Below are 23,202 nucleotides of genomic sequence, written 5' to 3'. Positions count from 1 at the left end.
GGCGGGCCAGCCGCCGGCGGGGACGGCGCTGACGCCAACGGGCCGGCGGCAGCGACAGCGGCCGTGGCCGTGCCCCGGCAGACGGCGGCACAGCCGAGCAGCTACGAGGTCACCGTCGCCGCGCGCTTCGCCGTCGCCGACAACGGCCGCCCGGCCGACCGCTGGCTGCTGGAGACGGTCCGCTGGGCGTGGCGGACCCGCATCCTCGTCCACCTCGACATCGACCTGCGGATGCGGCTGTGGCAGGCGGCGGAGGACACCGCCGTCCGGGTGTTCGCGGTGAACCTGCGCGACCTGCTGCTGGCGGCGCCCGCGGGCGCGCGGGCGACCATGGGGCTCGACCCGGGGCTGCGCACCGGGGTGAAGGTCGCGGTGGTCGACCCGACCGGCCAGGTGGTGGCGACCGAGACGATCTACCCGCACGAGCCGCGGCGGCGCTGGGACGAGTCGATCGCCGTCCTCGCCCGGCTCGCGCGCGCCCACAACGTCGAGCTGGTCGCGATCGGCAACGGGACCGCGTCCCGGGAGACCGACAGGCTCGCGGGCGAGCTGGCCAGGCGGCATCCGGAGCTCAGGCTCACCTCGGTGGTGGTGTCCGAGGCCGGCGCCTCGGTGTACTCCGCGTCCGCCTATGCCTCGCGGGAGCTGCCCGAGCTGGATGTGTCGCTGCGCGGCGCGGTGTCCATCGCCCGCCGGCTGCAGGATCCGCTGGCGGAGCTGGTCAAGATCGACCCTCGTTCGATCGGGGTCGGCCAGTACCAGCACGACCTCTCCGAGGTGAAGCTGTCGCGTTCGCTGGACGCGGTGGTGGAGGACTGCGTCAACGCCGTCGGTGTCGACGTCAACACCGCCTCGGCGCCGCTGCTGACGCGCGTGTCGGGCATTGGCGAGGGGCTGGCGGAGAACATCGTGCGCCACCGGGACGCCCACGGCCCGTTCCGGTCCCGCCGGGCGCTCGTCGACGTCCCGCGGCTGGGGCCGAAGGCGTTCGAGCAGTGCGCCGGCTTCCTGCGCATTCGCGGCGGCGACGACCCGCTGGACGCCTCCAGCGTGCACCCGGAGGCGTATCCGGTGGTACGCCGCATCCTAACGGCCACGGATAGTGACATTGCGACGGTGATCGGTAACAGTTCGACGTTGCGGGCGCTGCGTCCGACGGACTTCGTCGACGACACCTTCGGTCTGCCGACCGTCACCGACATCCTCCGGGAGCTGGAGAAGCCGGGCCGTGACCCGCGTCCGGCGTTCCGGACCGCGGCGTTCGCCGAGGGCGTGGAGACGCTTGCCGATCTCGCGCCCGGCATGGTGCTGGAGGGTGTCGTCACCAACGTCGCCGCGTTCGGCGCGTTCGTCGACGTCGGGGTGCACCAGGACGGGCTCGTCCACGTCTCGGCGATGTCGCGGAACTTCGTCTCCGACCCGCGCGAGGTGGTCAAGCCCGGTGACATCGTCCGGGTGAAGGTGCTCGACGTCGACATCGCCCGCAAACGCATCTCGCTGACGCTGCGACTCGACGACGACAACAACACCGGCGGCAGCCGGGCCGACCAGCGCGCGTCGTCGGGTTCGTCATCGGGTTCCGGGCGCCACCGCGAGCGCGGTGCCGGGGGCCAGGGCCAGGCCGGTCCCCGTGAGCGTGGTGCCGCCGGCTCCGGGGCCGCCCGCGGGGCGCGTTCCGGCGGGGCGCGTTCCGGCGGGGCACAGCCCCGCGGCCGCCGCGGCGGGTCGAACGACGTGCCCGACGGCGCGCTCGCCGACGCGCTGCGCCGCGCCGGTCTCATCGACGAGTTCGGCAACAGCGTCAGCCAGCCGAAACGGACCGGCCGCTGACCCACCCACCCAGCCGGCCCGTTCACCCGGCCGGCTGAGGACAGCGCCCGCGGCGTGGGCGGTGCGAGCGGCGCGGGCCGTCCGGGCTGTGCAGCAACGTCTGGGCGCGGTTCTGGGAGTCGACGAGCCCGCCCACCAGACCCGACAGCGTGTTGACGCCGAACAGCAGCGCCAGCGCGCCCGTCGCGCTCGTGTGCGGCAGCGCGGCGGCGAGGGCCAGGAGCAGCAGCGCCTCGGCCGCGAGCCCGGCACTGATCGCTGGCGTGCCGAACCGGGTGGCGGCACACCAGCTCACCGCCGAGGCCAGGGCCATCGCGGCCGCCGCCGGCAGCCGGGCGGCCACCACGAGCATCGCCGGTACGTCCAGCGGGCCCAGCAGGAACAGCGTCACCACGACCGACTGGGCCAGCTGCGCGCCGAACCAGAACGTGGAGACGAGCGTGCCGGCCACGAAGCCGGGTGCGCGGGCCAGCACCGGCGGCAGGATGACCCGGCCGGGATCGCGTGTCCCGGCACGGCGCTCCCACCAGGCGAAGCCTGCGAGAGCGGCCAGCGCCACGGCGCCCAGCCCGGCCCGCCCCGCGCCGGGCAGCTCCGGTCGCACGAACGGCAGCAGCCCGGCCAGCGTCGCCGCGGCCAGCAACGCAAGCCCTGGGACGTCTGTCCGGACCGCGGCGGCGGCCCGCGCGGGGGAGGGGAGCCGGGCAGGCCGGCTCGGCGATCCCGACCGGCGGGGCAGGTGGCAGGCGCCGAGCACGAGTGTGCCGGCGGCGAGCGGAGCGCTCATCGCCACGACCGCGCGCCAGCCCAGGTCGAGCGGCAGCATGGTCACCAGCAGGCCGCCGGCCAGCGGACCCGCAACCCCCGCGACGCCGCCGGCCGTGCCGTAGGCGCCCATCGCTCTGGCCCGGCCGTGGCCGTCGAACAGGTCCTGGATCGTGCCGAGCACCTGGGAGCTGATCATGCCACCGCCGATGCCCTGCGCGAGCCGGGCCGCGATGGCGAACCCGACGGCGGGCGTGAGCCCCGACAGCAGGCTGCCGGCACCGAACAGCCCGACCTCGGCGAGGAACAGCCGGCGCCGGCCCCGCAGGTCACCGAGGCGCCCGGCCGGCACCAGCGCGAGTCCGAAGGTCAGCGAGTAGCTCGCCAGCAGCCACTGCACCTGCTCCTTCGAAGCATGCAGCGACGTGGTCAGCGACGGCACGGCCGGGGTGACGACGGCCTGGTCGAGCAGTGTGGTGAACCCGGCCGCGAGGCAGGTCAGCAGCGCGAGACGCCGAGCCGCCTCGGACGGGTCGTCGGATGCCCGGGGCATCACGGCGCGGCCGGCGCCGGCAGCCGTGACCGCAGCGGCCCCGGCGCCGTGGACAGACAGCTCCGGGCGCCGGGTCACGAGGATTCCGCTGCCACCGCCGAACCGGCCGGATGCCAGCCCAGCGCCGGGGCGATCTCGCGGGCGACGCTCTCCAGCCGGCGCAGGTCGGCGTCGAGGGTGGACGCCTCGTGGCTGACGACGGGGACGACGTAGTCGGCGAACTCAAGCAGGGCCGGGTCGGCGCGCAGACTGGTGACGATCTCCTCCGGTCGGCCCAGGTGCACGTTCAGCCGGCTGATCGCCTCGTCCCGGGTCCGTGGCACGTCCTCGGCGAAGCCGCCGCGGGCGAAGGCCCGGAACACCAGCTGGAGCGCGGGGTCGAGGTCGGCGGCGGCGGCCTCCCGGTCCCCGGCCGGGAAGACCGCTCTGATGACGGCGATCCGGGGCCGCGGGACACTGCCGGGCACCCAGGCGCTCAGGTACGCCTCGGCGAGCGGGCGCTGCACGGTGCGCGCGGGTCGTGCACGGCGGAGCCGAGCATCAGCCCATGGCCGAGGGACGCGGCGAGCTGGGCCCCGTCGGCCGACGAGGTGGCCTGCCAGATCCGGTTCGCGAGCCCGCTCGCCGGCGGGTTGAGTGACAGCCCGCCGGCCNCCCGCCGGCCGGCCGCTGGGCGGGAGCGCGCGGCCGGCCGCCGCGCAGGATGCCGTCGACGGTGCGGACGGCATCGACGAACAGCTCCCGGCCGCGTTCGATGTCCCGGCCGAAAGCGGCGAACGCGTCGAGGTTCGCCCCGCCGCTGCCCAGACCGAGCTGCACCCGGCCGCCGCTGAGCTCGTCGAGCACGGCCGCGTCCTCGGCGAGGCGCAGCGGGTCCTCCAGCGGCAGCGTGACCACCGCGGTGCCGAGCTCGATCCGGCTGGTGCGCTCGGCGACGGCGGCCAGCAGCACCAGCGGGGACGGCAGCCGGCCGTAGTCCTGGCGCAGGTGGTGCTGGGCGACGAAACCACCGTCGAAACCGAGCTCCTCGGCCGCGACGAAGAACTCGACGAGATCCCGGTAGACCGTGCGGGCGGACCGCCCCGCACCGTGGACGTGGCTGAGGAAGCCGAGCCTGAACGGGCGGCTGTCGGCGGGATACCCGCCAGCCNGCCAGCCAGGGGCGCCGACGTCATGGCGGGCAGCGTATCCAGCGAATCCGACGTACCCAACGAATCCGATCGGTATGGTCGGTCTGGTCTCCGGCGCCTCGCCGCGAGCACGCCGCGGAGGTTGACGCTCCAGGAGACGCGGCACAGCCATCGACCTTCGAACCTGGCCCGTGTCGGTGAGGAGGTCAGCGTGCCGCCGGTGTCGTAGCGGTCTTCCGCTGTCAGGACGTCGAGGGCCGGTCCACGCGGTACACGTAGTGCAGGGGATCGTCGGCGGGGTTGTCCGGTGTGATGGGCCCCTGTCCGACGCGTCGGAGGCCGGCTTTCTCCAGGGCACGCCACGACACCCGGTTGGCCGCCACGACCGGCACCACGACGCAGGTGGCCTCAGGATGGTCGGGCCAGGTCCGGGCGACCATTGATGCGATCATGCGGGTGCCCAGGCCGTGCCCGGTCTGGGCGGGTTCGCCGATCAGGTAGTCGATGCTCATGGCACCGGCAGGGACGTCGACGATGGGTGCCAGGTCGTCGCGGTACTCGGGGTAGTCGGCAAGGCGGCAGCGTTGCACCAGCCCGACGGGCCGGTCGTCGAGCAGGGCGAGGAAGTCCTCCGACGGCTCCTCGCCGCGGGCCGCGGGGCCGAAGTCGCGGTGGACGGCCTCGGACGTGCTCTCGTGGTTCCACCACCGGGCAACATGTGGTTGCTCCAGCCATCCCCGCAGCAACGCGAAGTCGGGCTCGTCAAGCCGCCGCCAGGCGACTGTCACAGATCGCTGGCCTGCTGGACGCCGGCGGTGCTCAGCGGGTTTTTCCATGTCGATGAACTCCACGGCCCCGTAGCAGTCGAACGTCTCGGTGTGCCGTCCGGTCTCGGTGAAACCGAGGCGCCGGTACAGGCGGATGGCGCGTTCGTTGAAGGCCGCGACGTGGAGTGTGACCCGGCGCCGCCCGTAGATGGGGCGGGCGAACTCCAGGCCGGCCAGCACGAACCGTTCGCCGAGCCCGCGGCCGGTGAGATCGGGCCGCAGGCCGAACCCGTAGAACAGCGCGTCGTCGTGGAGTTCGAAAAAATAGAAGCCGACGAGGGCGCCGTCGTCGTCGCGGGCGGCGAAGAACCGTTCGGGGTTCTTCACGGGCAAGCCGTCACTGTCGTAGAAGTCGTAGGGCGGGTCGTAGCGCCAGGCGTCGTGCTCCTGGAACATGGCGTCGTCCGCCGGTTCGATCCGCACCGCTCCCGCCCCGAACGCCGGTCCCGCACCGTCAGCGTGATTCTCCCACGGAACGCCGGTGTCGCCGAGGCCTGGTGGGATCCGTTTTCCTCCATTTCCCTGCCCCCGCGGCAGGAGGCGGACGAGGCCCTGCCTCGTGGCCCGTTCTTCGGGCGGTGGCGGTGGCGGTTCGGTTTCGGCCCGTGTCCGCTCGGCGTCGGTCGGGTCGGAGGGGCAGCGGCGCGTCCATGCCATGACTCAGCCCCGCCGGGCCCGTCCCCGCACCGGGCCGCGTGTGCGTGAGTGTGCCGCGGGTCCCGGTCAGCGGCCCGCCGCATGCCAGCCGGGCCGGCGGCTGCCCACCCAGTCGAGAATCATGTCGGTGAGGGTCGCGGGGCGCAGATCAAGGTTTGGCAGCTCGCGTAACGCGACGGAGTTGATGTCGATGTCGTCCTTCCGGCTCCCGATCTCCGCACCCCACGGCAGATCGGCGGCGAACACGACGTTCAGCTCGTGGAACCGTCTGTCGTCCTCGACATAGGTGTGTTCGACGCAGCCGATGAACTCCAGATCACTGACACCGAACCCGGCCTCCGCGGAGGTTTCCCGGCGCAGCGCGGTTTCCACGGTCTCCCCGGGCCCGACGTTGCCGCCGGGCAGGAAGTACCAGAACTGGCCGCGACGGTTGGCCAGCAGTACGCGGTCCCCTGCGAGGATGACGGCACGGGCGCTGACCTCGGTCGGCATGGTGGGGGGCATCGGCGCTCCAGACCAGGACGTGTCTGATGGATGTTGGTCGGTGCGGGCGGTGATCCAGGCGGTCTCCGGTCCGGCGAGGCCCGGGCGACAGGTGAGGCCGGGCGACAGGTCCGGTGGCGGCCGGGTCCCGCTCCACCCGCGTTGACGTGACCCCGCATGGACGTGACCCCGCATGGTCGCCTCCCGCGGCCACCGGAACCGATCACGTAAGCCCGGGCGCGACGGTCTGCGCGGCGAACTCGGCCGGGTCGAGGCCGAGCTCGCCGATCACCTCCCGCACCACAGCCTGTTCACTCGGTGTGAAGTCGCCGTCGATGCGGCCGATGACCTCACCGATGCGGACCACCGCGGCGGCCTCGCCGACCCGGCCCCGCACCTTCGTGATCTCGGCAAGGGCGGCCAGCTTCCCGGTGGCGACATCGTCCTGCAGCCGGGTGAGATGGCTGTCGAACAGCGCCTCCAACTCGTCCGCCGGGAACTGCGACATCACCGGGTCGGTGGCCACGAAGCCCCGCAGCCCGTCGCGTTCCGCCGGGTCGACACGCCCGTCGGCGGCGGTGACCAGGGCGCACATCGCCACCGCCGCGTCCCGGAACCTGTTGCTGCGCAGTTCGTCGCGCCGGGCGGCGAGCTGCGCGCGCAGGGACGCCAACGAGGGGCGCAGCCCGGCCCAGCCCGGCTCCCGACCGGCCGGGACCGCGCCCCGCCACAGCGGCCAGCCCTCCGCCAGCCAGCGTCGTACCACCCAGGCGACCGGCAGCGGACGCAGCCGGGTCGCCAGCAGCAGGCCGATGTCGACGGCCCGCACCCTGTTCCCCCGCCAGGCCTCCGGCAGCGGGACGGCCGCCGGCCAGTCGGCGGCGAACAGGATCGTCAGGCTGTGGCCGGCCGGCGGCTCCCCGGCAGCCCGGTCGGAGGGTGCGTCGGCGTGCTCCACCGCGCCGGCGAACCGCCACGCGGACGCCTTCGGGCCGCCGAGACCGTCGAGATGGCGGTCAAGAGCGGGCTCGATGCCCTCGCCCGACTCGACCGGGCCACCCGGCAGGACATACCAGGCGTCTGCGGGAGGCTGGGCCAGCAGCACCCGGTCCGTCACCCGCGCCAGCAGTCGGACGTCGAGAGCCACCGACGAGCGTGCGGACATCCACAAACTCCTCCCGTCGCGGACACGCAGCCGCACCCGAGGATCGGGCCGACGCCATCATCCCCCAGCCGTGACGATCCGACGTCATCGGATGTCACCATCAGACGTCGGATGTCAGTCAGCCGACCGGCCTGTCGCGGTGGCTGCCACCGTGGCGGGCGAGACAGCCCGGCCGTCGAGCGGGTCGGAGAGCGAGCGGGCCGAGGAGACAGCCGGACGGGTCTTCCGCGAATCGGCACGATCATGCGTGTGGGATCTGTCGGACGCCTCGACCCGAGATGCGCAACCGCCGGTGGACGAGCTTTGTATTCCGCGTATTCCGTAAAAGGACCGATCTGTCCTGTTTTGCCGCGGCCGCCACGTTGTGAAGATCTTCATCCATCCGCTGGTGCGAGCGGCGATGGCGCATCTGCACCTTGTGTCCATCCACCCCTGGGCCGACGGAAACGGCCGGATGTCCCGTTCGCCGCAAACGCTCATGATCGCCCGCGAAGGCGTCCTGGTCGTCGTTGACGAGGTCCGGTTCCTCCGCGCGCACCGTGGCCACGGCCCGGCAGGAGTCCTGCGGGAGTCTCGAAGGCCCGCGGCACGTCGAGGCGCTGACGCCTCCCGCTACGGGCGTACGACGGCCACCGGGCAGGCGGCGTGCAGGACGCACTGGTGGCCGGTGGAGCCGAGCAGCAGCGCGGCGAAGCCGCCGTGGCCGCGAGCACCGGTCGCGACGAGCTGCGCCGAGGAGGACTCACGCACCAGCGTCCGGCCGGGTGCGTCCACGACCGCATCGGCTGTCACCGCGACGTCGAACGTGCCCTCGACCGTGGCCGTCGCCTCGTCGAGGACACGCCAGCCGTGTTCACGCAGCCCCTGGTAGATCTTCTCCAACCGCTGCGGAAGCGGTGTGGCCGACAGCGCGTAGGCATGGATCAGGCGCAGCGGCACACGGCACAGCGACGCCCGCTCGGCGGCCCACCGCAGCGCGGCCAGCGACGCCGGCGAGCCGTCCACCCCGACGATCATCGGACGCTGGTCCGACCGTTCACCGACGTCCGTACCCCGGACCACGACAACCGGCCGACTGGCGTGGTGCACCAGACCCTGGCTGACCGAGCCGACGAGCAGACGGCCCAGCGGCCCGTGCCCGGCGGCGCCGACGACGGTCATCGCGGCCTGTTCGCCGTGTTGGAGCAGCGCGCTGACCGTGTCGGTGTTCACGACGCGCGTGCTCACCTCGACCGGCGGGTCGGGCATGGGCACCCGGGCGACGCTACGGTCCAGCATCTCGGCCGCCGCCCTGGTGAGTCCCCTGTGGCTGGCGGCCGTCGCCTCTCGGTAGACGTTGCGGGGCAGGCCGTCCGCGGTCCAGGCCAACAACGCCGTCACCGGCCGGCACTCCAGCGCGGCCGTGCGGTAGGCCCAGCGCAACGCCGCCTCGGACCCGGCCGACCCGTCGACGCCGACGAGCACCGGTGCCCTGCGTTGTGCATCCACCATGCATCCTCCCTACCCACGGCATAGCGGACGGCCTCGATCGGAGCGGGATGGGATCGACAGGCCAGGCCGCACCCGCGGTACGCCCTGGTGGCGCGCGGTGTGCCGGTCGACGCCGGGTGATGTCCGGTCGGAAACGACCGGTCGGAAAGACGCGCCTGCCCGGCAGGTCGCCACCATGGGCGGGCGGGTCAGCGGGGTCCGTTCGCCCGCGGGNCCCGCGGGTAGCGCAGCAGGGCGCCGAGGCCCTCGGACGGCCCGTCCGCGAAGCCGGCGGGCAGGACCCGGACCGCCGCGCCGGTGCCCCACGCGGCGCGCACGGCCACGTCCGCCAGCCTGCCAGCGGTCGGCCGGCCGACCCGGCCGGCCAGCATGCCCGCCTCGGCGGTGACATCGGCCGGATCCGGTCCGAACCACGCGACCCGTTCGTCCCCGGGGTCGTCCACGACGAGCAGGGTCCGTGCCTGGGAACGGGCGAGCACGTCGAGAGCCGCGGTGGCCCCGTCGGCCGCCCGCCCGTGCGCACGGTCCTCGGCGAAGCGGGCGAGCAGACCGGTGGTCCGGGCCCGGGCCTCGGCCTCGGCCAGCTCGCGCACCTGGCGGTCGTGCAGCCGGTCACCCCGGCTGGGGTGCCGTCCGCCGTGCTCAAGCTGGCGCACCAGCGGGACGACCCGGGGCGGCAGGTGCTCACGCAGCAGCTGCACCGCCCGCACGTCTCCCGCCAGGACGACCAGCGCGGCGTCCACCTGCTCGACCAGCGCCGTCACCGCCTTCGCGACCTGTGCCGCGTTGTGCGCCCACGAGTCCTCGGCGCGATGCTGGTAGCGGCGCTGCGACCAGCCGCCGGGGGCGTTGCGCTCGATCTCGTCGTCGCTGCCCGTGACCTCGCCGGCGAACCGCGGCCCGTCGACGTCCACCCGCAGGTCGGCGCCTGTCCGGTCGGTGAGCACGACCACACAGGGCACCGTGCGCTGCCAGCAGGCGAGCAGGGGCAGCACGCAGGGCAGTGGCCCCCACACGGCCCGGTCGTCCAGCTGCCCGCGCAGCCGCCGCTCCCAGGCGACCCGGCCATCGGCGGCGAACACCGCGAGAGCGGCATTGTCCGGCCCCAGGCGGGCCACCGTCTCGTCCACCGCGCCCAGCGTCGCGCCGTCCGCCCCGGCCGTGGCCAGCTGATCGCGCAGGCCGCGCCACCGCAGCGCCCGCTCCGGCACGACATCGTCGAGCTCACCCGACAGATCCAGGTAGAGCGTTACGAAGGGGCCGGCGGCGGTGAAGAGCCGGCCGATCTCCGCATCCTGTGTGCCTACGGTCACTACGGCCTCCCTGTCACTCGTTGTTCCGGCCGTGGGGTCCCACAGCCGTGAGGCTGTTACGGGACTGCTACGGACGGGCGGAGAGCAGCAGCTCGTGCGCCTGCCGGGCGGCCCGCGCCGCCGCGGCTTCGAGGCTCGTCCGTGGTGGGCGGGGACTCCAGCCCGCGGGCGATGGCCCGGACCGCCTCCGTGAGCGTGGCGAGCCGCTGTTCCAGGGCCGCGATTCGCCTTTCGTGATCGTTGGTCATTGTTCTCGCCTTCCCGCCGGTGGGGGCGCACGCCGCGGGCCTCCCCGGGTGGTGGCGGACCCCCGGCGCCCGGCCCCGGGTGGACGAAGCTGACATGGCCGGTGTCGGACCAGCGAGCGGTGAACGGTGAGTCGCCGGCCGGGTGCGGGTGAGGCCATGATTCCCCGCTCCTTGCCTACAAGCATGCAGATCGTTACCTAATATGCTTGATCCGAATACTTTCGGTCATTACCCGCGCCCGGCCCGTCCGAACCACGGACCGGCCGGCAAACCGAGATCGATGGCGGTCGGTGACCAGAGCGTCGACGGTTCCTCGGGTTCGACAGCGGGCTGCTCGCCCGCCGGCTCGTCGCCCGCCGGCTCGTCGACGTCACCGGCTGGCTACGCGGCCGGTCGGAGATCGCTCACCTTCCCGTCGGCTACTTCGGGGCCAGCACCGGCGCCGCCGCCGCGCTACCGGCGCCCGCCGCCGCCGCGCTGTGGGCCGCGGCCGAGCCCGGTTCCCACGTCGCCGCCGTCGTCTCCCGCAGCGGCCGGCCCGACCTGGCCGCCACGAAACTGGCGGCCGTGCGCACCCCGACCCTGCTCGTCGTCGGCGGTGACGACGAACTCGTCCTCGAGCTCAACGGGCAGGCCCGGGCCCTGCTGCGGTGCGAGAATCAGCTTGCCGTCGTCCCGGGAGCCACCCATCTGTTCGCCGAGCCCGGCGCTCTGGAGGCCGTGGCGGAGCTCGCCCGCGACTGGTTCGTCCGCCACTTGGCCCTGGTCGGACGGCGCGACGGCAGTCCGTGAACGGTCACCCATGGTGAGGAGTGGCCAGATGTCGGCGCAGACCGAGCCCGCGGCGCCCGTCGAGGTGGAAAAGATCAGGGTCGACCGGATCGTGGTGGGCATCGACGGCTCGGAGGGGTCGCTGGCGGCGCTGCGGTGGGCGGCGTCGGAGCGGGCTCTGCGCGACGTCACACTGCTGGTGGTGCTGGCCTGGCAGGTGCCCTCGATCGGTCTGGTGCCTCCGATACCTCTCGACGAGCAGCCATGGCACCAGGCGGCGCGGCAGGCGCTGGGGGAGTCGCTGGCAGACGTCTTCGGCCCCGAGCTTCCGCCCGGCGTGCACGCCGAGATCAGGCACGGGCCTGCTGCTCGGCTCCGTGAGCACGGCCTGCGTCCACCACGCGCCCTGCCCGGTACTCGTCGTCCGCCCGCCACGGAACCAGCACAACCGGAGCTGAAGGCGCAGCCGGAGCCGAACGTCGACGGTCGAGGCCGAGGGCCGACGGCGGCGTGTGGCGCGAGCCACGCATGCCGCCGCCGGCCGCGCGGACCGGCGCGAACGGCTCGAGCGGCTCGAGCGGCTCACCGGCCACGGACAGGCCGGCACCGCACGCCGTCTCGGGATGCGCCTGGTCAACTCGCACGTCAGACGGTTGACGTCCCGGTCGCCGGCGTCTCGTCGACGAGGCGCTCGACGTGGCGGAGAAGATCGCGGGAATGTCGACCCAGGCGGCCATGACGGTCAAGGAGGCGGTCAACCGCGCCTTCGAGACCTCGCTGAGCGAGGGCGTCCTGTTCGAACGGCGGACCTTTCACTCCACGTTCGCCACCGCGGACCAGAAGGAGGTATGGCCGCCTTCACCGAGAAGCGCAGGCCCGTCTTCCGGGACGAGTGATCGTCCTCCTGGAACGGGCGATCACCACGGGGCGGGGTCGACGCCGGGTTCGGCCTGCTCGTCGCTGAACGCGTCCGACGTGGCCAGGTCATCGGTGGCTGGTACTCGATGTCCTCCTGCCAGCGGGAAGTGGGCCGGCCGGTTGTCCGGGCCGAACCTCCGACTTCCGGAAACCGCCTCCTCGCAACCTTCACAGAATGCGGCCGAAAGATTGCACGGCTTCGCGTCTTCGCCTGACTGGATCCACGTTCCCAGGCCGTGCCACAGTCTCCTCATCACACGGAAACGGCCTGGACGGCGAGCGCGCGAGCCGGCGAGCCGCATATTCCGGATGCAACTCCGCGGTTTCGCCGTGCTGGCAACTCCGCGGTTTCGTCGTGCTGGCAACCCCGCGGTTTTGCCGTGCTGGCAACCGCGGCCGCGGTACACCCGGAATACGCCTACGACCGGAAAGGCATCCACGTATGACTGACCACGAGGTCCGCGTCCACCGGAGTACCGAGCGCCTCGCGCGCGAGGACCAGCTGGCGTGGAAGATCGCGACGGTCGCGGTTGATCCGGTGGAGGTGCCTGCCGACACCACCGACATGATCGCCAACAGGATCATCGACAACGCCGGGGTGGCGGCNGGCCCGTCTTCCGGGACGAGTGATCGTCTTTCCGGAACGGGTGATCACCATGGGGCGGGGTCGACGCCGGGGTGGCGGTGGCCTCGCTGGGCCGCCGGCCGGTGACCGCCGCCCGCGAGCAGGCGCTGCGGCACGCCCCCGCGCCCGGACGGGCCGGGGGGACGGTCTTCGGCCTGCCGCCGGACACCCGCGTCTCCCCGGAGTGGGCGGCATGGGCGAACGGTGTGGCCGTGCGAGACCTGGACTTCCACGACACCTACCTGGCCGCCGACTACTCCCACCCGGGCGACAACATCCCCCCGATCCTGGCCGTGGCGCAGCATCTCGGGCTCGGCGGCCGGGACCTGGTGCGCGGCGTCGCCACCGGCTACGAGATCCAGGTGGCGCTGGTGGCCGGGATCTGCCTGCACGCCCACAGGATCGACCACATCGCACACCTCGGCCCGTCCGCCGCCGCCGGGATCGGCACCCTGCTCGACCTGCCCACCGAGACCGTCTACCAGGCCGTCCAGCAGGCCCTGCACACCACCACGACCACCCGTCAGTCCCGCAAGGGCACGATCTCCAGCTGGAAGGCCTACGCTCCCGCCTTCGCCGGCAAGACAGCAGTGGAAGCCGTCGATCGCGCCATGCGCGGTGAGGGCGCCCCGTCCCCTGCCTACGAGGGCGAGGACGGGTTCATCGCCCACCTGCTCGACGGGCCCGACGCCCGCTACGTGGTGTCGCTGCCCGCGGCCGGGGAGCCCAGGCGGGCCATCCTCGACACCTACACCAAGGAGCACTCCGCCGAGTACCAGAGCCAGGCCCTGATCGACCTCGCCCGCCGCCTCGGCCCGCGCGTCGGCGACCTCTCCCGGGTCCGCTCGATCGTCATCCACACCAGCCACCACACCCACCACGTGATCGGCTCCGGCGCCGGCGACCCGGAGAAGTACGACCCGACGGCCACCAGGGAGACCCTCGACCACTCCGTCCCCTACATCTTCGCGGTCGCCCTGCAGGACGGTGACTGGCACCACGAGCGCTCCTACACCCCCGAGCGGGCCGCCCGCCCCGACACCGTCGCCCTCTGGCAGAAGATCAGTACGGTCGAGGACGGGGAGTGGACGCGGCGTTACCACTCCACCGACCCGAAGGAAAAGGCCTTCGGAGGACGGGTCGTCGTCGAGTTCGACGACGGCGCCACGCTCACCGACGAGATCGCCGTTGCCGACGCCCACCCGCTCGGCGCCCGGCCGTTCGGGCGGGCGGAGTACATCGCCAAGTTCCGCCGGCTCGCCGAGGGCGTGATCCCCACCGCCGAGCAGGACCGCTTCCTCGACACCGCCATCCGGCTGCCCGACCTGACACCCGACGAGCTCGCCGGACTCACCCTCACCCCGTCCCCGCCCCTGACCCCCGGCGGGACCGAGGGAATCTTCTGACCCAGGGGGAATCAGCGACCTTCAGGGGGAGTACCGACCGATGCTGCACGCGAGAACACCTGCCCACGTCCGCCGCGCCGCGCTGCGCGCCGCCCTGTGCTCCGGCCGGCTGCTGCGCTTCCCCGGGGCGTTCAACCCCCTGTCCGCCGTCCTCATCACCGAACTCGGCTTCGACGGGATCTACGTCTCCGGCGCGGTGCTCTCCGCGGACCTGGCCCTGCCCGACATCGGGCTGACCACCCTCACCGAGATCGCCGGCCGGGCCGGGCAGATTGCCCGGGTCAGCGACCTGCCCGCCCTGGTCGACGCCGACACCGGTTTCGGCGAGCCCATGAACGTCGCCCGCACCATCCAGATCCTCGAGGACGCGGGCCTGGCCGGCTGCCACATCGAGGACCAGGTCAACCCCAAACGCTGCGGCCACCTCGACGGCAAGACCGTCGTCCCCGTCGAGGAGATGGTCCGCCGTATCCGTGCCGCGGTCACCGCCCGCCGCGACGAGAACTTCCTCATCTGCGCGCGCACCGACGCCCGAGCCGTCGAGGGCCTGAGCGGCGCCGCGGACCGGGCCCGCGCCTACGCCGACGCCGGAGCCGACATGATCTTCCCGGAGGCGATGGCCGACGCCGGGGAGTTCGAGACCGTGCGCAGGGCCGTCGACGTGCCGATCCTGGCGAACATGACCGAGTTCGGCAAAAGCGAACTCCTCACCACCGACACGCTGGAATCCGCCGGTGTGAGCGTGGTCATCTATCCCGTCACCCTCCTGCGTCTGGCGATGGGCGCCGTCGAGGACGGGCTGCGCCGCATTCGCGCCGACGGCACCCAGGCCGGCCTCGTCGACCGGATGCAGACGCGCGCACGCCTCTACGAACTCCTCGACTATCCCGGTTACAACGCCTTCGACACGAACATCTTCAACTTCCGGATCTGAGTATCCGGCGCCTTCGTCTGGACGGACGTCGTCATGACCACCACTGAACCTTCGGTGCGCAAGGGTCTGGCCGGAGTCGTCGTCGACACGACCGCCGTTTCGATGGTCAGACCCGAGACCAGTTCGCTGACCTATCGCGGATATCCGGTACAGCAGCTTGCCGCCGAATGTTCCTTCGAGGAGGTCGCCTACCTCATCTGGCACGGCGAGCTTCCCACGACCGAACAGCTGCGCGGCTTCACCGGGTCCGAACGCGCCCGGCGTGGCATCGACCATCGCGCCGGCGGGGTCCTTCCGGCGGTGCGACCTGTCGACCGCACCGCCGGAACCAGCCCGATCAGCCTGATCATTTCCGGATGATCTCCAGCTTCCCCAGGTGCGACAGGAAGACGGTTCAGGACGCCGCGAGAGCCTGGTGGTCAGCCCAGCATGTTCTCGACGAGGTCGGCGGCTCGCACGGTGCCGCCTTCGGCTCGTACCTCGGCGCGCAGTTGCGCCGAACGGCGGGCGGTCTCGGGATCGGTGACAAGTTCGGTCAGGGTGGCCCGCAGAACCGCGGAGGTGGCCTGCGAGGTGTCGACGCGGCGGGCCACACCCAGTTCGACAAGCCGGTCCGCGTTGGTGAACTGTTCGGCGGCCTGCGGGACGGCGATCATGGGTGTTCCGGTGAACAGCCCTTCGCCGCTGCCACCCATTCCCGCGTGGGTGACGAAGGCGTCGGCCTGCTCGAGAATCGCCAGTTGAGGAACCCAGGGGTGCACTTCCGTATTGGACGGGACGGCGCCGAGTTCCCCGGGGTCCGTGTGCTTCCCGATCTGGAGGACGACGTGCCAGCCGGGCATGTCGCCGTATGCCGCCAGGCACTGACGGTAGAACTCCGGCTGCCGCGTGTACGCCGAGCCAAGGGAGACCAGCAGCACGTTCTCGGCATCAGCCGGACGCGTCCAGCCATTCTGTTCCGTCCGTGGGCCGAAACAGGGGCCGACAAACGTCACCGTGTCGGTGTCGACCTGGTCCGCATGCGGCTGCATGGCTCTGGGGATCAGCGCCAGAGCCCGCGGCGGACGGCCGGCGAAGGCGTCCATGTCCGTGGTGGACGCTCCGCACCCGGCGAGCCAGCGGGTGAACTTCGCCCGGTACGCGTCGGCGCCGGGCAGTTGCCACAGCTGCGTCGTGACGTCCTGCTCGTAGCCCTTCCAGGCCACGAAAGTCGGTGAGAGCTGCAGGAGGGGGCGGCCCTGCGCCTCGGCAAGGGCCCGGGCGGCGTAGGCGCCGATGTCGTAGAGGTACAGGTCGGCGCGGTCGCGGTCGTAGGCGGCGTGTAGCCGCGGGAGTGCCTGGACGGCGTCGTCGAGGAAGAGGTGCATCGCGGCGATGGGATCGTCCGGCCAGTTGTTGTCGGCGACCGGCAGCCCGGAGGCGTACGGGACGAATTCGGCGCCGGTGGCTGTGACCAGGTCGACCACGGCCGGATCATTGGCGTATGTCACCCGGTGGCCGCGGTTCACCAGCTCGCGGACGATCTCGATGCTCGGGAGGACGTGACTGACGGCGGGAATACCGACCATCGCGACATGGGCGCGGTGACGGGACATGGAAAATCACTCGATTCAGGTCTACGGATAAAGGGACACGACAGACCGGTGTGCGGCCCGTGACGGCACAGCCTGCCGTGGGACACACACCGGTCCGCGGGGCGGGAAGCAGCGATGCCGTCCCCGCCGGTGTCAGCCGTAGATCTGAACCTGAGCCATGTGCCTGACCTTAACCTGTTCCGAGCCCGGGCCGCCGTGGCCCGGGTTATTGCGACGACCGGTCAGTTCTGGCTGTTGAGATAGCCGATGCCCATCGCACCCCACCATCCGGCCTGGGACAGCAGGTTACTGATCACCGATCGGGCCAGGAGCATCCGGGACGCAATGGCGGCGGACCGTTCCAGGCGGTGCTGGACCGCCTGGATATGCAGGCCGTTGAGCGCGATGAGGAGTACCAGCCCGATCTTTACCCGCGTCATCGGCGTGGACAGGTCGGGATGCAGCAGGACACCGCTGAGCACGAGCCCCGTCAGCCCGGCCCAGATCAGCAGATGCAGGCCGTCCGCCACCCGGATGACGTCCGGGAAGCCGCGCCGGCCGAACAGCCACAACAGCGCGAAGAAGTCGATGGCGAGGACCGCGCCGAACCCGGCCACGAGTGAGGCGAGATGAACGAACAGGGCGGCGGTGTGCAGGGCCGGGTCGGCGGTGACGTGGGTGGCGGTCCAGACGGCCGCCGCCCACCCGAGGATGAGGATCATCCCAGCCGCGAGGAAACGGACCCACCGTGGCAGAACTCCGCCGTCGGGTGGGGAGGCCTGGGTGATGATCAGGGCCGGGACGGGTCGCGGGTCCGCGGCTAGGGAGATGAGCTGCTCGGGAGCCGTCCCCTTACCATCGACCATGATCAGTGCTTGAGTGTGACGTCGGTGAAGGTGGCAGTCGCGCCGCTGGCCAACGCTGGCGTATGACCTTCCTCACCGTGCCGGAAGAAGGTCGGTATCCCGACTGTCGCGCGCAGCGTGTAGCTGCCGTCCTGCGGGACTGTGAAGTTGTTCGCGTAGTGGAAGAACTCGGCGTAGTAGAAGTTGAGTGCCTTCTCGTCCACGACCGTGCCCTTGTCGTCGACGACCGCGAGTGTGATCGGTATGTTCGGCACGATCCGGCCGGTGGCCGCCTCGATGGAGATGATCTCGATGTGGTGCGTCTCGCCGGCGGCGGGCTTGCGGAGCACCTGTTGCCCGCTGTTGCCCTCGTACCAGCTTTCGGCGGGCTCGACAATATAGGCGATCCGCCACGGCCCGGTCTGGACTTCTCCTCCCTCGGAGCGGATTTCCTGGGCGAGCGTCGTGTACTGCTCGACCACGCCCTCCGGCACCGCGGTGGAGGCGGTCGAGGTGCTGACCGGGTGTCCCGGGGATGTCGTCGTGGCGTCGGTCGTCGAGTCGTCGGAGCAGGCGGTGAGGCCGAGCAGTAGGGAGACGGGCAGCGCGAGAAGGGCTGTTCGCCGGGACACGCATCCTCCTTCAGAAAAGCTTAACTATTAACTTAAGATAACCTAAGTGGATCATGTTTCGTCAACTAGATCACTCTTACTGCCAGTGGAAACACTCTCCGTGAGAACTGTGGGCTCTAGGAGGCCTCGGCTTCCCGGCGCACCGTCGACAAGAATGATCCGAACCATGCCCGGGCGCTCATGGGGCCTTGCGTGAGGCGGCGGACAGGCATGGGAGAAGAAGGTGGGCTGGTCAGTCATGCTGGAAACCGGTGGCGGTGCGGTCGAGCGGGTCGGGTGGGAGGCCGAGGTAGGTGGCGCGCAGGTGGTCCCAGGCAGCCAGCCGGCTGAAGTCGGGGACGGCGCGTATCTGCTGGCTGTCGGTGAGGAAGGGGTTGGGGAGCAGCACGGTCATCATCTGCTCGTCGATGGCGTTGAACATGCGGAATCCCCGGCTGATGGGAGCGCCCGCCGGGGTGACGCGGCGGTAGAGCTCGGCGCGGGCGCAGCGGCGGATACGGCCGAGTTCGGGGCCGCTGGCGGTGTGCTGGCCGATGCACAGGTGGAAGTGCCAGCGGCCGAAGTCGACGGTGAGGTACCCGTCGTACATGGTGATGCTCGTCGGGGGATGCGGCGCGGCGATCTCCCAGGCTGCGCCCTGGACGATGACCCCGAAGCCGATCTGCCGCCAGTAGTCGGTGAACAGGTCGGTGATGATGGCGCGGAGGGTCGCCTCCTCGGTGGGCACCCGGAACAGGTGCAGGATGCCGTTGCCGGGTTCGTCGACGAGCTGGTAGGGGACGGCGGTGGTCATAGCGGCTCCGTTCGGGTGGCGGCTCGGGTGGCGGCGGGTGCGCCGGTGAGCGGGCAGTCCCCGCAGGTGCCGCCTCCGGGAGTGCGGTAGTAGAGGCAGCAGCTGCGGCGGGTCACGGAGCCGAGCTGGAGCCGCCCGTCGGAGGCGACGATGTGGTGGGTGCTGCCTGCCAGCGGCGGAAGCGCCAGGAGCTGGGCGGCCAGTGGCAGGGTGTCGCGGGCGGGCCCGGCCCCGCCGGCCCCGGTGTAGCGGGTCAGGACGCGGACGGCACCGACGAGGGCGGAGGCGGTGTTGCCCCACAGCAGACCGGCCGCGACCCCGGTGGTGGCACGGACGGCGTCGGCCAGCGGGCGCAGGTGGCCGTCGACCACAACGTCGATCATCAGGGTGGCCAGGGAGCGTGGGTCGATGGTGCCCTGCGGGTGCCATCCCCGCGGGTCCGCGACCCGCAGGTGGGTGGGCGTGCCGTCGGTGGTCGTGGCGTGCAACTGGTCGGCGGGCAGGTCCGGGACGAGCCCGCTGACAGCCCAGCAGCCGAGCACGATCGACCAGATGCGGGCGGCGTAGCCCAGGAACAGGGTGGAGGCGGCGACCCGCGCCTCGGCCGTGCCCATGCGGGCGGCGAGCTGTTCAACGGCGGCGGCGAGAGGCTCGCCGGCCTGGTAGAGCCGCGTCACCGGGGAGAAGACCTCCGCCGGTGTGACAGCGGAGCCGACAGAGCCGGCAGTGCAGGCGGAGCCGGTGGGGTCGGCGGGACGGGTGGTGCTGGTGGTGTCGGCAGGCCCGGTGACGCCGGCGAGGGGAGCGGTGTCGCTGGGGCCGCCGGCGTTGGCGGGGCCGGTGGGGCCTGCGGTGTTGCTGGGGCCGGCGAGATCGAGCGCGAAGTAGGGGCCGATGTCGGCCAGCTTGCGCAGGGCGGTGGCGAGCGCCGCGGGGTCGGCGCGCCGCAGCGGCCAGGGGTGGCGCGCCCGGTCGTGGGCGTGGGCGCGCATCCAGGCGGCGGCGTCGGCGACTGTCGCCAGCGTGCTCCGGCTGCCCGCGGCCATGGCCAGATATTCCCCGCTGGGCAGGGCGGTGACCTCGATGTCGACCGGCCCGGTCGGGGACAGCCGCCAGCCCTCCCGGCGCAGAGCCCGTTCGAGCGCCCCCCGCGCCGCATCGGGAACGGGGACATCGGGAACGGAAGCGTCGGGGCCGGGAACGTCGGGAACGGACGCACGGCCCGCGGTGATGACGCGGGCGGTCCCGACCGCGGGCGGGTCAGGGGCGAACGTGGCGGTCACGGGGTCGAAGCGCAGGCCGTCGGTGTCGAAGGCGGCGGCGANGGGGAGCCGGCCGGTGAGGGTGAGGTGCTCAGGGGTGCCGGCGTGCAGCGTCCGGTCGCGGTCGAGCAGCCAGACCATGTCCGCGACCCGCAGGGCGAGCTCGAGGTCGTGAGTGGAGACGACGACGGCGAGGTCGTGGTCACGGGCCAGGGCGCGCAGCAGGGCGGTGACCGCGACGCGGGCGGTCACGTCGAGGTAGGCGCTCGGCTCGTCGAGCAGCAGCAGCGTGGGCTGCTGGGCGAGCGCGCGGGCGATGAGGACGCGCTGCCGTTCCCCGTCGGAGAGCTCGTCGACGGGCCGGCCGGCGAGCGGGCCGGCCGCGACCACGGTGAGCGCCCAGTCGACGACCACCCGGTCACGGGCGGTAAGGGCGCCGGTGAGCCCGGTGTGGGGGTGCCGGCCCAGGCCGACGAGTTCGCCGGCGGTGAGCAGCGGGACGTCGACCTGGTCGGTGAGTACCGTGCCGATCCGCCGCGCCCGCTCCAGCGGGCCGAGGCCGGTCAGGTCGACGCCGTCGAGGGTGACGCCGCCGGCCAGCGGTGGCTGGAGCCCGGCGAGGGTGCGCAGCAGGGTGGACTTGCCCGCGCCGTTGGGCCCCAGCAGCACGGTGAGGTCGCCGCGGCGGGCGTGCGCGGTCAGGCCGGTCAGCACCGGCCGGGCGGTGCGCCCCTGCCGGTAACCGACGGTGAGGCCGGTCAGGCGCAGCCCGTCGCGGGCACCGTCGGACGGGTGTGTCGTCAGGTGATCAGCCGGGCGGGCCATCAGGTGATCCCCGCGGCGGCCGGCCGGGCGCGCAGCAGCACGGCGATGACGACGGGGGCGCCGACCAGGGAGGTCACCACGTTGATCGGAAGCACCAGGCCGGTGCCGGGCAGTTGGGCCGCGGTCGAGCAGGCCAGCGCCACCAGGGCGCCGGTGAGCACCGACGCGGGCAGCAGCAGCCGGTGGTCGGACGTCCCCAGCAGCCGGCGGGCGATATGCGGGACGGCGATCCCCAGGAAGGCGACCGGCCCGCAGAACGCGGTCACGGTGCCGGCGAGCACCGAGGTGCCCATCAGCGTGACGGTGCGTACCCACCGTACCCGTACGCCTGCCGTGCGGGCGTAGTTCTCCCCGAGCAGCAGGGCGTTGAGCGGCTTCACCGAGGCCATGCCGGCGGCCAGCCCCAGGCCGATCGTCGGGGCGAACACCATCAGGTCGTCGGTGGAGGTGCCCGAGAAACTTCCCAGCGACCACGTCCAGTACTGGATGGCCCGCTGCGGGGAGGTCCAGGTCAGCAGCAGGCTGACCAGCGAGCTGACCGCGGCGCCGAGCACCACCCCGATGACGAGCAGGGTGACGACCGAACGGACCCAGCGGGCCAGGGTGAGGACGGCGACGAGGACCACCGCCGCGCCGGCCGCGCCGGCGACGATCACCCCGGCCCGTCCGGTGCCCGCCGCGCCCGCGGTGAACGTCGCCCCGGAGCCGCCGACACCGGCGACGACGAGAGCCACCCCGAGGCTCGCGCCCGCGCTGACCCCCAGCGAGTAGGGGTCGGCCAGCGGGTTGCGGAAGAGCGTCTGCATCTGCAGTCCCGCCGCGCCCAGCGCCGCGCCCGCGAGCGCCGCGGTGACGGCGCGGGGGAGCCGGACCTGGGCGATCACGACCGTCCAGCGCGGATCGTGCGGTTCGGCTCCCACCAGCACCCGCGCGGTCTCGCTCAGGGGGACCGCGACCGACCCCACGGCGACCGCGAGCACGAACATCACCAGGGTGGCGGTGGCAAGCCCGGCGAGCACGCCGGCCCGCCGTCGCCCGCGCCGCCCGGCGGTGCCCCCGTCCGCGTCTCTGTCCGGCGCGTCGCCGCCGGGCCGCGCGGACGGGGGAAGCGTCTGCCGGGGCAGGCCGAACGCCGGTGGGCCGAGCACGGGCGGCGCTGCCGTGGCCGCCGTCATTGTGGCCCCCGTCATTGTGGCCGTCGTTGTGGCCGCAGCCGTCGTTGCCGTGTCGTTCGTGCGGGTGGCTGCCGTGGTCATGCGGGCAGCTGCCGGTAGAAGGCGAAACGGTGCCCTGGCACGGCGTCCGGGTGCAGGATCGCGACGAGGTCGCCGAGAACCAGGTCGGGGCGGGTGACACCGCGTTCCCAGTAGTCGTTGCCGCCGCCGGGCCCGATGGCGAGGGTGTTCGACCACACCCGCCCGCCGCNCCCGCCGCGGACGGCGGCGAGGGTGCCGTAGCGGGAGTCGGCCGCGACCGCCTCGCCGATCGTCGTCCACTCGCCGTCGGTGAGCCAGACCGGGGCGTCCCCGCCCCTGGCGTACACCGCCTCGAAGCTCAGCTCCAGGCTGCCGGTGTCCCGGCTGTCGGCCCACGGGTAGACGGCCCCGGCGTCCGCGAGGAGTTTGCCGACGTAGCTGCCGCCCGCGGGCATGTACCAGGTGCCCTGGTACATCGACCCGGGCAGGACCCGCACCGNGGCGGCCCGCCGGCGGCCCTTGCCCGGGCCGCGATCGCGGTGTAGTCCGTGGTGATCTGCTCGAAGACCTTCGCGGCCTTCTCCTCGTCGCCGGTGAGCGCGGCCATCACCTTGATCCATTCGGCCCGTCCCAGCGGATCACCCTCCAGCCATTCGGCGTTCGCCAGGACGGTGCCGCCGGCCCTGCGGATCGCCGGGTACTGCGGTGTGTCCGTGCCGCCCGTCATCAGCACGTCCGGCTGGGCGGTGACGACCTTCTCCACGTCGATCTGCCCGCCACCGGCGTACTCGACGACCTTCCCGTCGGCGATCCGCCCGCGGATCCCGGCGTCGACGACGCTCGCCGCGTTCGCCACCCCGGTCAGGACCTCGGCCCGGCCGAGGTCGGTCAGCAGCGGCAGATGGGTGGTGGACGCCGAGTACAGGCTGCGGATCGGCACCTCGACCCGCGGCGCGTCC

The 23,202-nt window shown here is 72.5% G+C and carries 21 protein-coding genes and 3 pseudogenes (1 of these 24 cut by a window edge); 8 read left to right on the top strand and 16 right to left on the bottom strand.

Going from position 1 to position 23,202, the window contains the following annotated elements; genetic code table 11:
* On the top strand, positions 1–1,830 hold the 3' portion of the coding sequence (locus FrCorBMG51_RS21455; protein ID WP_476742228.1) for a Tex family protein. The gene continues 768 nt to the left of window position 1, outside the view; 1,830 of the gene's 2,598 nt are visible here — the last part of the coding sequence; the start codon falls outside the window, past its left edge; its stop codon occupies positions 1,828–1,830.
* Positions 1,831–1,852: 22 nt separating this feature from the next.
* Here the strand turns inward: FrCorBMG51_RS21455 and FrCorBMG51_RS21450 are convergent, their stop codons facing one another.
* The 6 genes from FrCorBMG51_RS21450 to FrCorBMG51_RS21425 all read right to left on the bottom strand — a co-directional run bounded on the left by FrCorBMG51_RS21450 (position 1,853) and on the right by FrCorBMG51_RS21425 (position 7,410).
* Entirely contained in the window at positions 1,853–3,226 is a 1,374-nt protein-coding gene (locus FrCorBMG51_RS21450) for an MFS transporter (RefSeq protein ID WP_052914919.1), read from the bottom strand.
* Positions 3,223–3,654, bottom strand: coding sequence for a hypothetical protein (locus FrCorBMG51_RS29980; protein WP_200902542.1), 432 nt, complete (start codon positions 3,652–3,654; stop codon positions 3,223–3,225). The genes FrCorBMG51_RS21450 and FrCorBMG51_RS29980 overlap by 4 nt, the downstream gene beginning before the upstream one ends.
* Before the next feature lie 34 nt (positions 3,655–3,688).
* Positions 3,689–4,450: an LLM class flavin-dependent oxidoreductase gene (locus FrCorBMG51_RS29975; RefSeq protein ID WP_200902541.1), complete on the bottom strand. Its 762-nt coding sequence runs from the start codon at positions 4,448–4,450 to the stop codon at positions 3,689–3,691.
* A 70-nt stretch (positions 4,451–4,520) separates the two neighbouring features.
* Positions 4,521–5,528: a GNAT family N-acetyltransferase gene (locus tag FrCorBMG51_RS35115; RefSeq protein ID WP_235433793.1), complete on the bottom strand. Its 1,008-nt coding sequence runs from the start codon at positions 5,526–5,528 to the stop codon at positions 4,521–4,523.
* A gap of 300 nt (positions 5,529–5,828) precedes the next feature.
* Positions 5,829–6,266 (bottom strand): NUDIX domain-containing protein, encoded by a 438-nt coding sequence (locus FrCorBMG51_RS21430; protein WP_047224813.1) that lies wholly within the window; start codon positions 6,264–6,266, stop codon positions 5,829–5,831.
* Positions 6,267–6,468: 202 nt separating this feature from the next.
* Positions 6,469–7,410 (bottom strand): TerB family tellurite resistance protein, encoded by a 942-nt coding sequence (locus FrCorBMG51_RS21425; RefSeq protein WP_047224812.1) that lies wholly within the window; start codon positions 7,408–7,410, stop codon positions 6,469–6,471.
* Positions 7,411–7,774: 364 nt separating this feature from the next.
* Here FrCorBMG51_RS21425 and FrCorBMG51_RS35110 point away from each other — a divergent pair.
* Positions 7,775–7,861 (top strand): annotated as a pseudogene (locus FrCorBMG51_RS35110) (Fic family protein); the annotation flags it as partial.
* A 161-nt stretch (positions 7,862–8,022) separates the two neighbouring features.
* On the opposite strand, the gene FrCorBMG51_RS21420 reads toward FrCorBMG51_RS35110, so the two are convergent.
* The 3 genes from FrCorBMG51_RS21420 to FrCorBMG51_RS35105 all read right to left on the bottom strand — a co-directional run bounded on the left by FrCorBMG51_RS21420 (position 8,023) and on the right by FrCorBMG51_RS35105 (position 11,037).
* Positions 8,023–8,901 carry a universal stress protein gene (locus FrCorBMG51_RS21420; RefSeq protein WP_047224811.1) on the bottom strand — a complete coding sequence of 293 codons (879 nt, stop codon included), beginning with the start codon at positions 8,899–8,901 and terminating at the stop codon, positions 8,023–8,025.
* Between the two features lie 188 nt (positions 8,902–9,089).
* Positions 9,090–10,214 (bottom strand): baeRF2 domain-containing protein, encoded by a 1,125-nt coding sequence (locus FrCorBMG51_RS21415; RefSeq protein ID WP_047224810.1) that lies wholly within the window; start codon positions 10,212–10,214, stop codon positions 9,090–9,092.
* A gap of 667 nt (positions 10,215–10,881) precedes the next feature.
* Positions 10,882–11,037 (bottom strand): hypothetical protein, encoded by a 156-nt coding sequence (locus FrCorBMG51_RS35105; protein ID WP_338052787.1) that lies wholly within the window; start codon positions 11,035–11,037, stop codon positions 10,882–10,884.
* Here FrCorBMG51_RS35105 and FrCorBMG51_RS35100 point away from each other — a divergent pair.
* From FrCorBMG51_RS35100 to FrCorBMG51_RS21385, 6 genes and pseudogenes are all read left to right on the top strand, one after another.
* Positions 11,030–11,254: an alpha/beta hydrolase gene (locus tag FrCorBMG51_RS35100; RefSeq protein WP_047224809.1), complete on the top strand. Its 225-nt coding sequence runs from the start codon at positions 11,030–11,032 to the stop codon at positions 11,252–11,254. The two genes, FrCorBMG51_RS35105 and FrCorBMG51_RS35100, sit on opposite strands and share 8 nt — an antisense overlap.
* 10 nt (positions 11,255–11,264) lie before the next feature.
* Positions 11,265–11,480 (top strand): annotated as a pseudogene (locus FrCorBMG51_RS31985) (universal stress protein); the annotation flags it as partial.
* Between the two features lie 130 nt (positions 11,481–11,610).
* Positions 11,611–11,691 carry a universal stress protein gene (locus tag FrCorBMG51_RS31980; RefSeq protein ID WP_235433794.1) on the top strand — a complete coding sequence of 27 codons (81 nt, stop codon included), beginning with the start codon at positions 11,611–11,613 and terminating at the stop codon, positions 11,689–11,691.
* Positions 11,692–12,593: 902 nt separating this feature from the next.
* Positions 12,594–14,182 (top strand): annotated as a pseudogene (locus FrCorBMG51_RS21395) (MmgE/PrpD family protein).
* Positions 14,183–14,222: 40 nt separating this feature from the next.
* On the top strand, positions 14,223–15,116 hold the full coding sequence (gene prpB / locus FrCorBMG51_RS21390; RefSeq protein WP_047224806.1) for a methylisocitrate lyase: 894 nt from the start codon (positions 14,223–14,225) through the stop codon (positions 15,114–15,116).
* 33 nt (positions 15,117–15,149) lie between these two features.
* The gene (locus tag FrCorBMG51_RS21385; RefSeq protein WP_047224805.1) at positions 15,150–15,476 is read left to right on the top strand and encodes a citrate/2-methylcitrate synthase; all 327 of its coding nucleotides are present in this window, start codon (positions 15,150–15,152) and stop codon (positions 15,474–15,476) included.
* A gap of 59 nt (positions 15,477–15,535) precedes the next feature.
* Here the strand turns inward: FrCorBMG51_RS21385 and FrCorBMG51_RS21380 are convergent, their stop codons facing one another.
* From FrCorBMG51_RS21380 to FrCorBMG51_RS29960, 7 genes are all read right to left on the bottom strand, one after another.
* Positions 15,536–16,711, bottom strand: a complete 1,176-nt coding sequence (locus tag FrCorBMG51_RS21380) for a macrolide family glycosyltransferase (RefSeq protein ID WP_047224804.1) — start codon at positions 16,709–16,711, stop codon at positions 15,536–15,538.
* Between the two features lie 221 nt (positions 16,712–16,932).
* Positions 16,933–17,556, bottom strand: coding sequence for a hypothetical protein (locus tag FrCorBMG51_RS21375; protein ID WP_047224803.1), 624 nt, complete (start codon positions 17,554–17,556; stop codon positions 16,933–16,935).
* A gap of 2 nt (positions 17,557–17,558) precedes the next feature.
* The gene (locus FrCorBMG51_RS21370) at positions 17,559–18,167 is read right to left on the bottom strand and encodes a hypothetical protein (protein WP_047224802.1); all 609 of its coding nucleotides are present in this window, start codon (positions 18,165–18,167) and stop codon (positions 17,559–17,561) included.
* A gap of 232 nt (positions 18,168–18,399) precedes the next feature.
* Positions 18,400–18,960 (bottom strand): DUF7676 family protein, encoded by a 561-nt coding sequence (locus FrCorBMG51_RS21365; RefSeq protein WP_047224801.1) that lies wholly within the window; start codon positions 18,958–18,960, stop codon positions 18,400–18,402.
* The gene (locus tag FrCorBMG51_RS31970; RefSeq protein WP_047224800.1) at positions 18,957–21,047 is read right to left on the bottom strand and encodes an ATP-binding cassette domain-containing protein; all 2,091 of its coding nucleotides are present in this window, start codon (positions 21,045–21,047) and stop codon (positions 18,957–18,959) included. The genes FrCorBMG51_RS21365 and FrCorBMG51_RS31970 overlap by 4 nt, the downstream gene beginning before the upstream one ends.
* Positions 21,047–22,222 carry a FecCD family ABC transporter permease gene (locus FrCorBMG51_RS21355; RefSeq protein ID WP_235433792.1) on the bottom strand — a complete coding sequence of 392 codons (1,176 nt, stop codon included), beginning with the start codon at positions 22,220–22,222 and terminating at the stop codon, positions 21,047–21,049. The genes FrCorBMG51_RS31970 and FrCorBMG51_RS21355 overlap by 1 nt, the downstream gene beginning before the upstream one ends.
* Positions 22,223–22,601: 379 nt before the next feature.
* A complete protein-coding gene (locus tag FrCorBMG51_RS29960; protein ID WP_476742227.1) occupies positions 22,602–23,099 on the bottom strand; it encodes an ABC transporter substrate-binding protein in 498 nt (165 codons plus the stop codon).
* Positions 23,100–23,202: the final 103 nt, after the last annotated feature.

Origin of the sequence: Protofrankia coriariae (genome assembly GCF_001017755.1) — a bacterium.
GTDB classification, from domain to species: Bacteria; Actinomycetota; Actinomycetes; order Frankiales; family Frankiaceae; genus Protofrankia; species Protofrankia coriariae.
Note: the sequence above shows the minus strand (reverse complement) of the source record. Positions and strands in the feature narration are given on the sequence as shown.

What these genes read in the sequence shown, in the direction of transcription:
- FrCorBMG51_RS21420 (WP_047224811.1), bottom strand. Translation starts at nt 8,901, where the DNA reads ATGGTGGATGCACAACGCAGGGCACCGGTGCTCGTCGGCGTCGACGGG.
- FrCorBMG51_RS21380 (WP_047224804.1), bottom strand. Translation starts at nt 16,711, where the DNA reads ATGTCCCGTCACCGCGCCCATGTCGCGATGGTCGGTATTCCCGCCGTC.
- FrCorBMG51_RS21355 (WP_235433792.1), bottom strand. Translation starts at nt 22,222, where the DNA reads ATGACGGCGGCCACGGCAGCGCCGCCCGTGCTCGGCCCACCGGCGTTC.
- FrCorBMG51_RS21430 (WP_047224813.1), bottom strand. Translation starts at nt 6,266, where the DNA reads ATGCCCCCCACCATGCCGACCGAGGTCAGCGCCCGTGCCGTCATCCTC.
- FrCorBMG51_RS21425 (WP_047224812.1), bottom strand. Translation starts at nt 7,410, where the DNA reads ATGTCCGCACGCTCGTCGGTGGCTCTCGACGTCCGACTGCTGGCGCGG.
- prpB (WP_047224806.1), top strand. Translation starts at nt 14,223, where the DNA reads ATGCTGCACGCGAGAACACCTGCCCACGTCCGCCGCGCCGCGCTGCGC.
- FrCorBMG51_RS21375 (WP_047224803.1), bottom strand. Translation starts at nt 17,556, where the DNA reads ATGGTCGATGGTAAGGGGACGGCTCCCGAGCAGCTCATCTCCCTAGCC.
- FrCorBMG51_RS21385 (WP_047224805.1), top strand. Translation starts at nt 15,150, where the DNA reads ATGACCACCACTGAACCTTCGGTGCGCAAGGGTCTGGCCGGAGTCGTC.
- FrCorBMG51_RS21365 (WP_047224801.1), bottom strand. Translation starts at nt 18,960, where the DNA reads ATGACCACCGCCGTCCCCTACCAGCTCGTCGACGAACCCGGCAACGGC.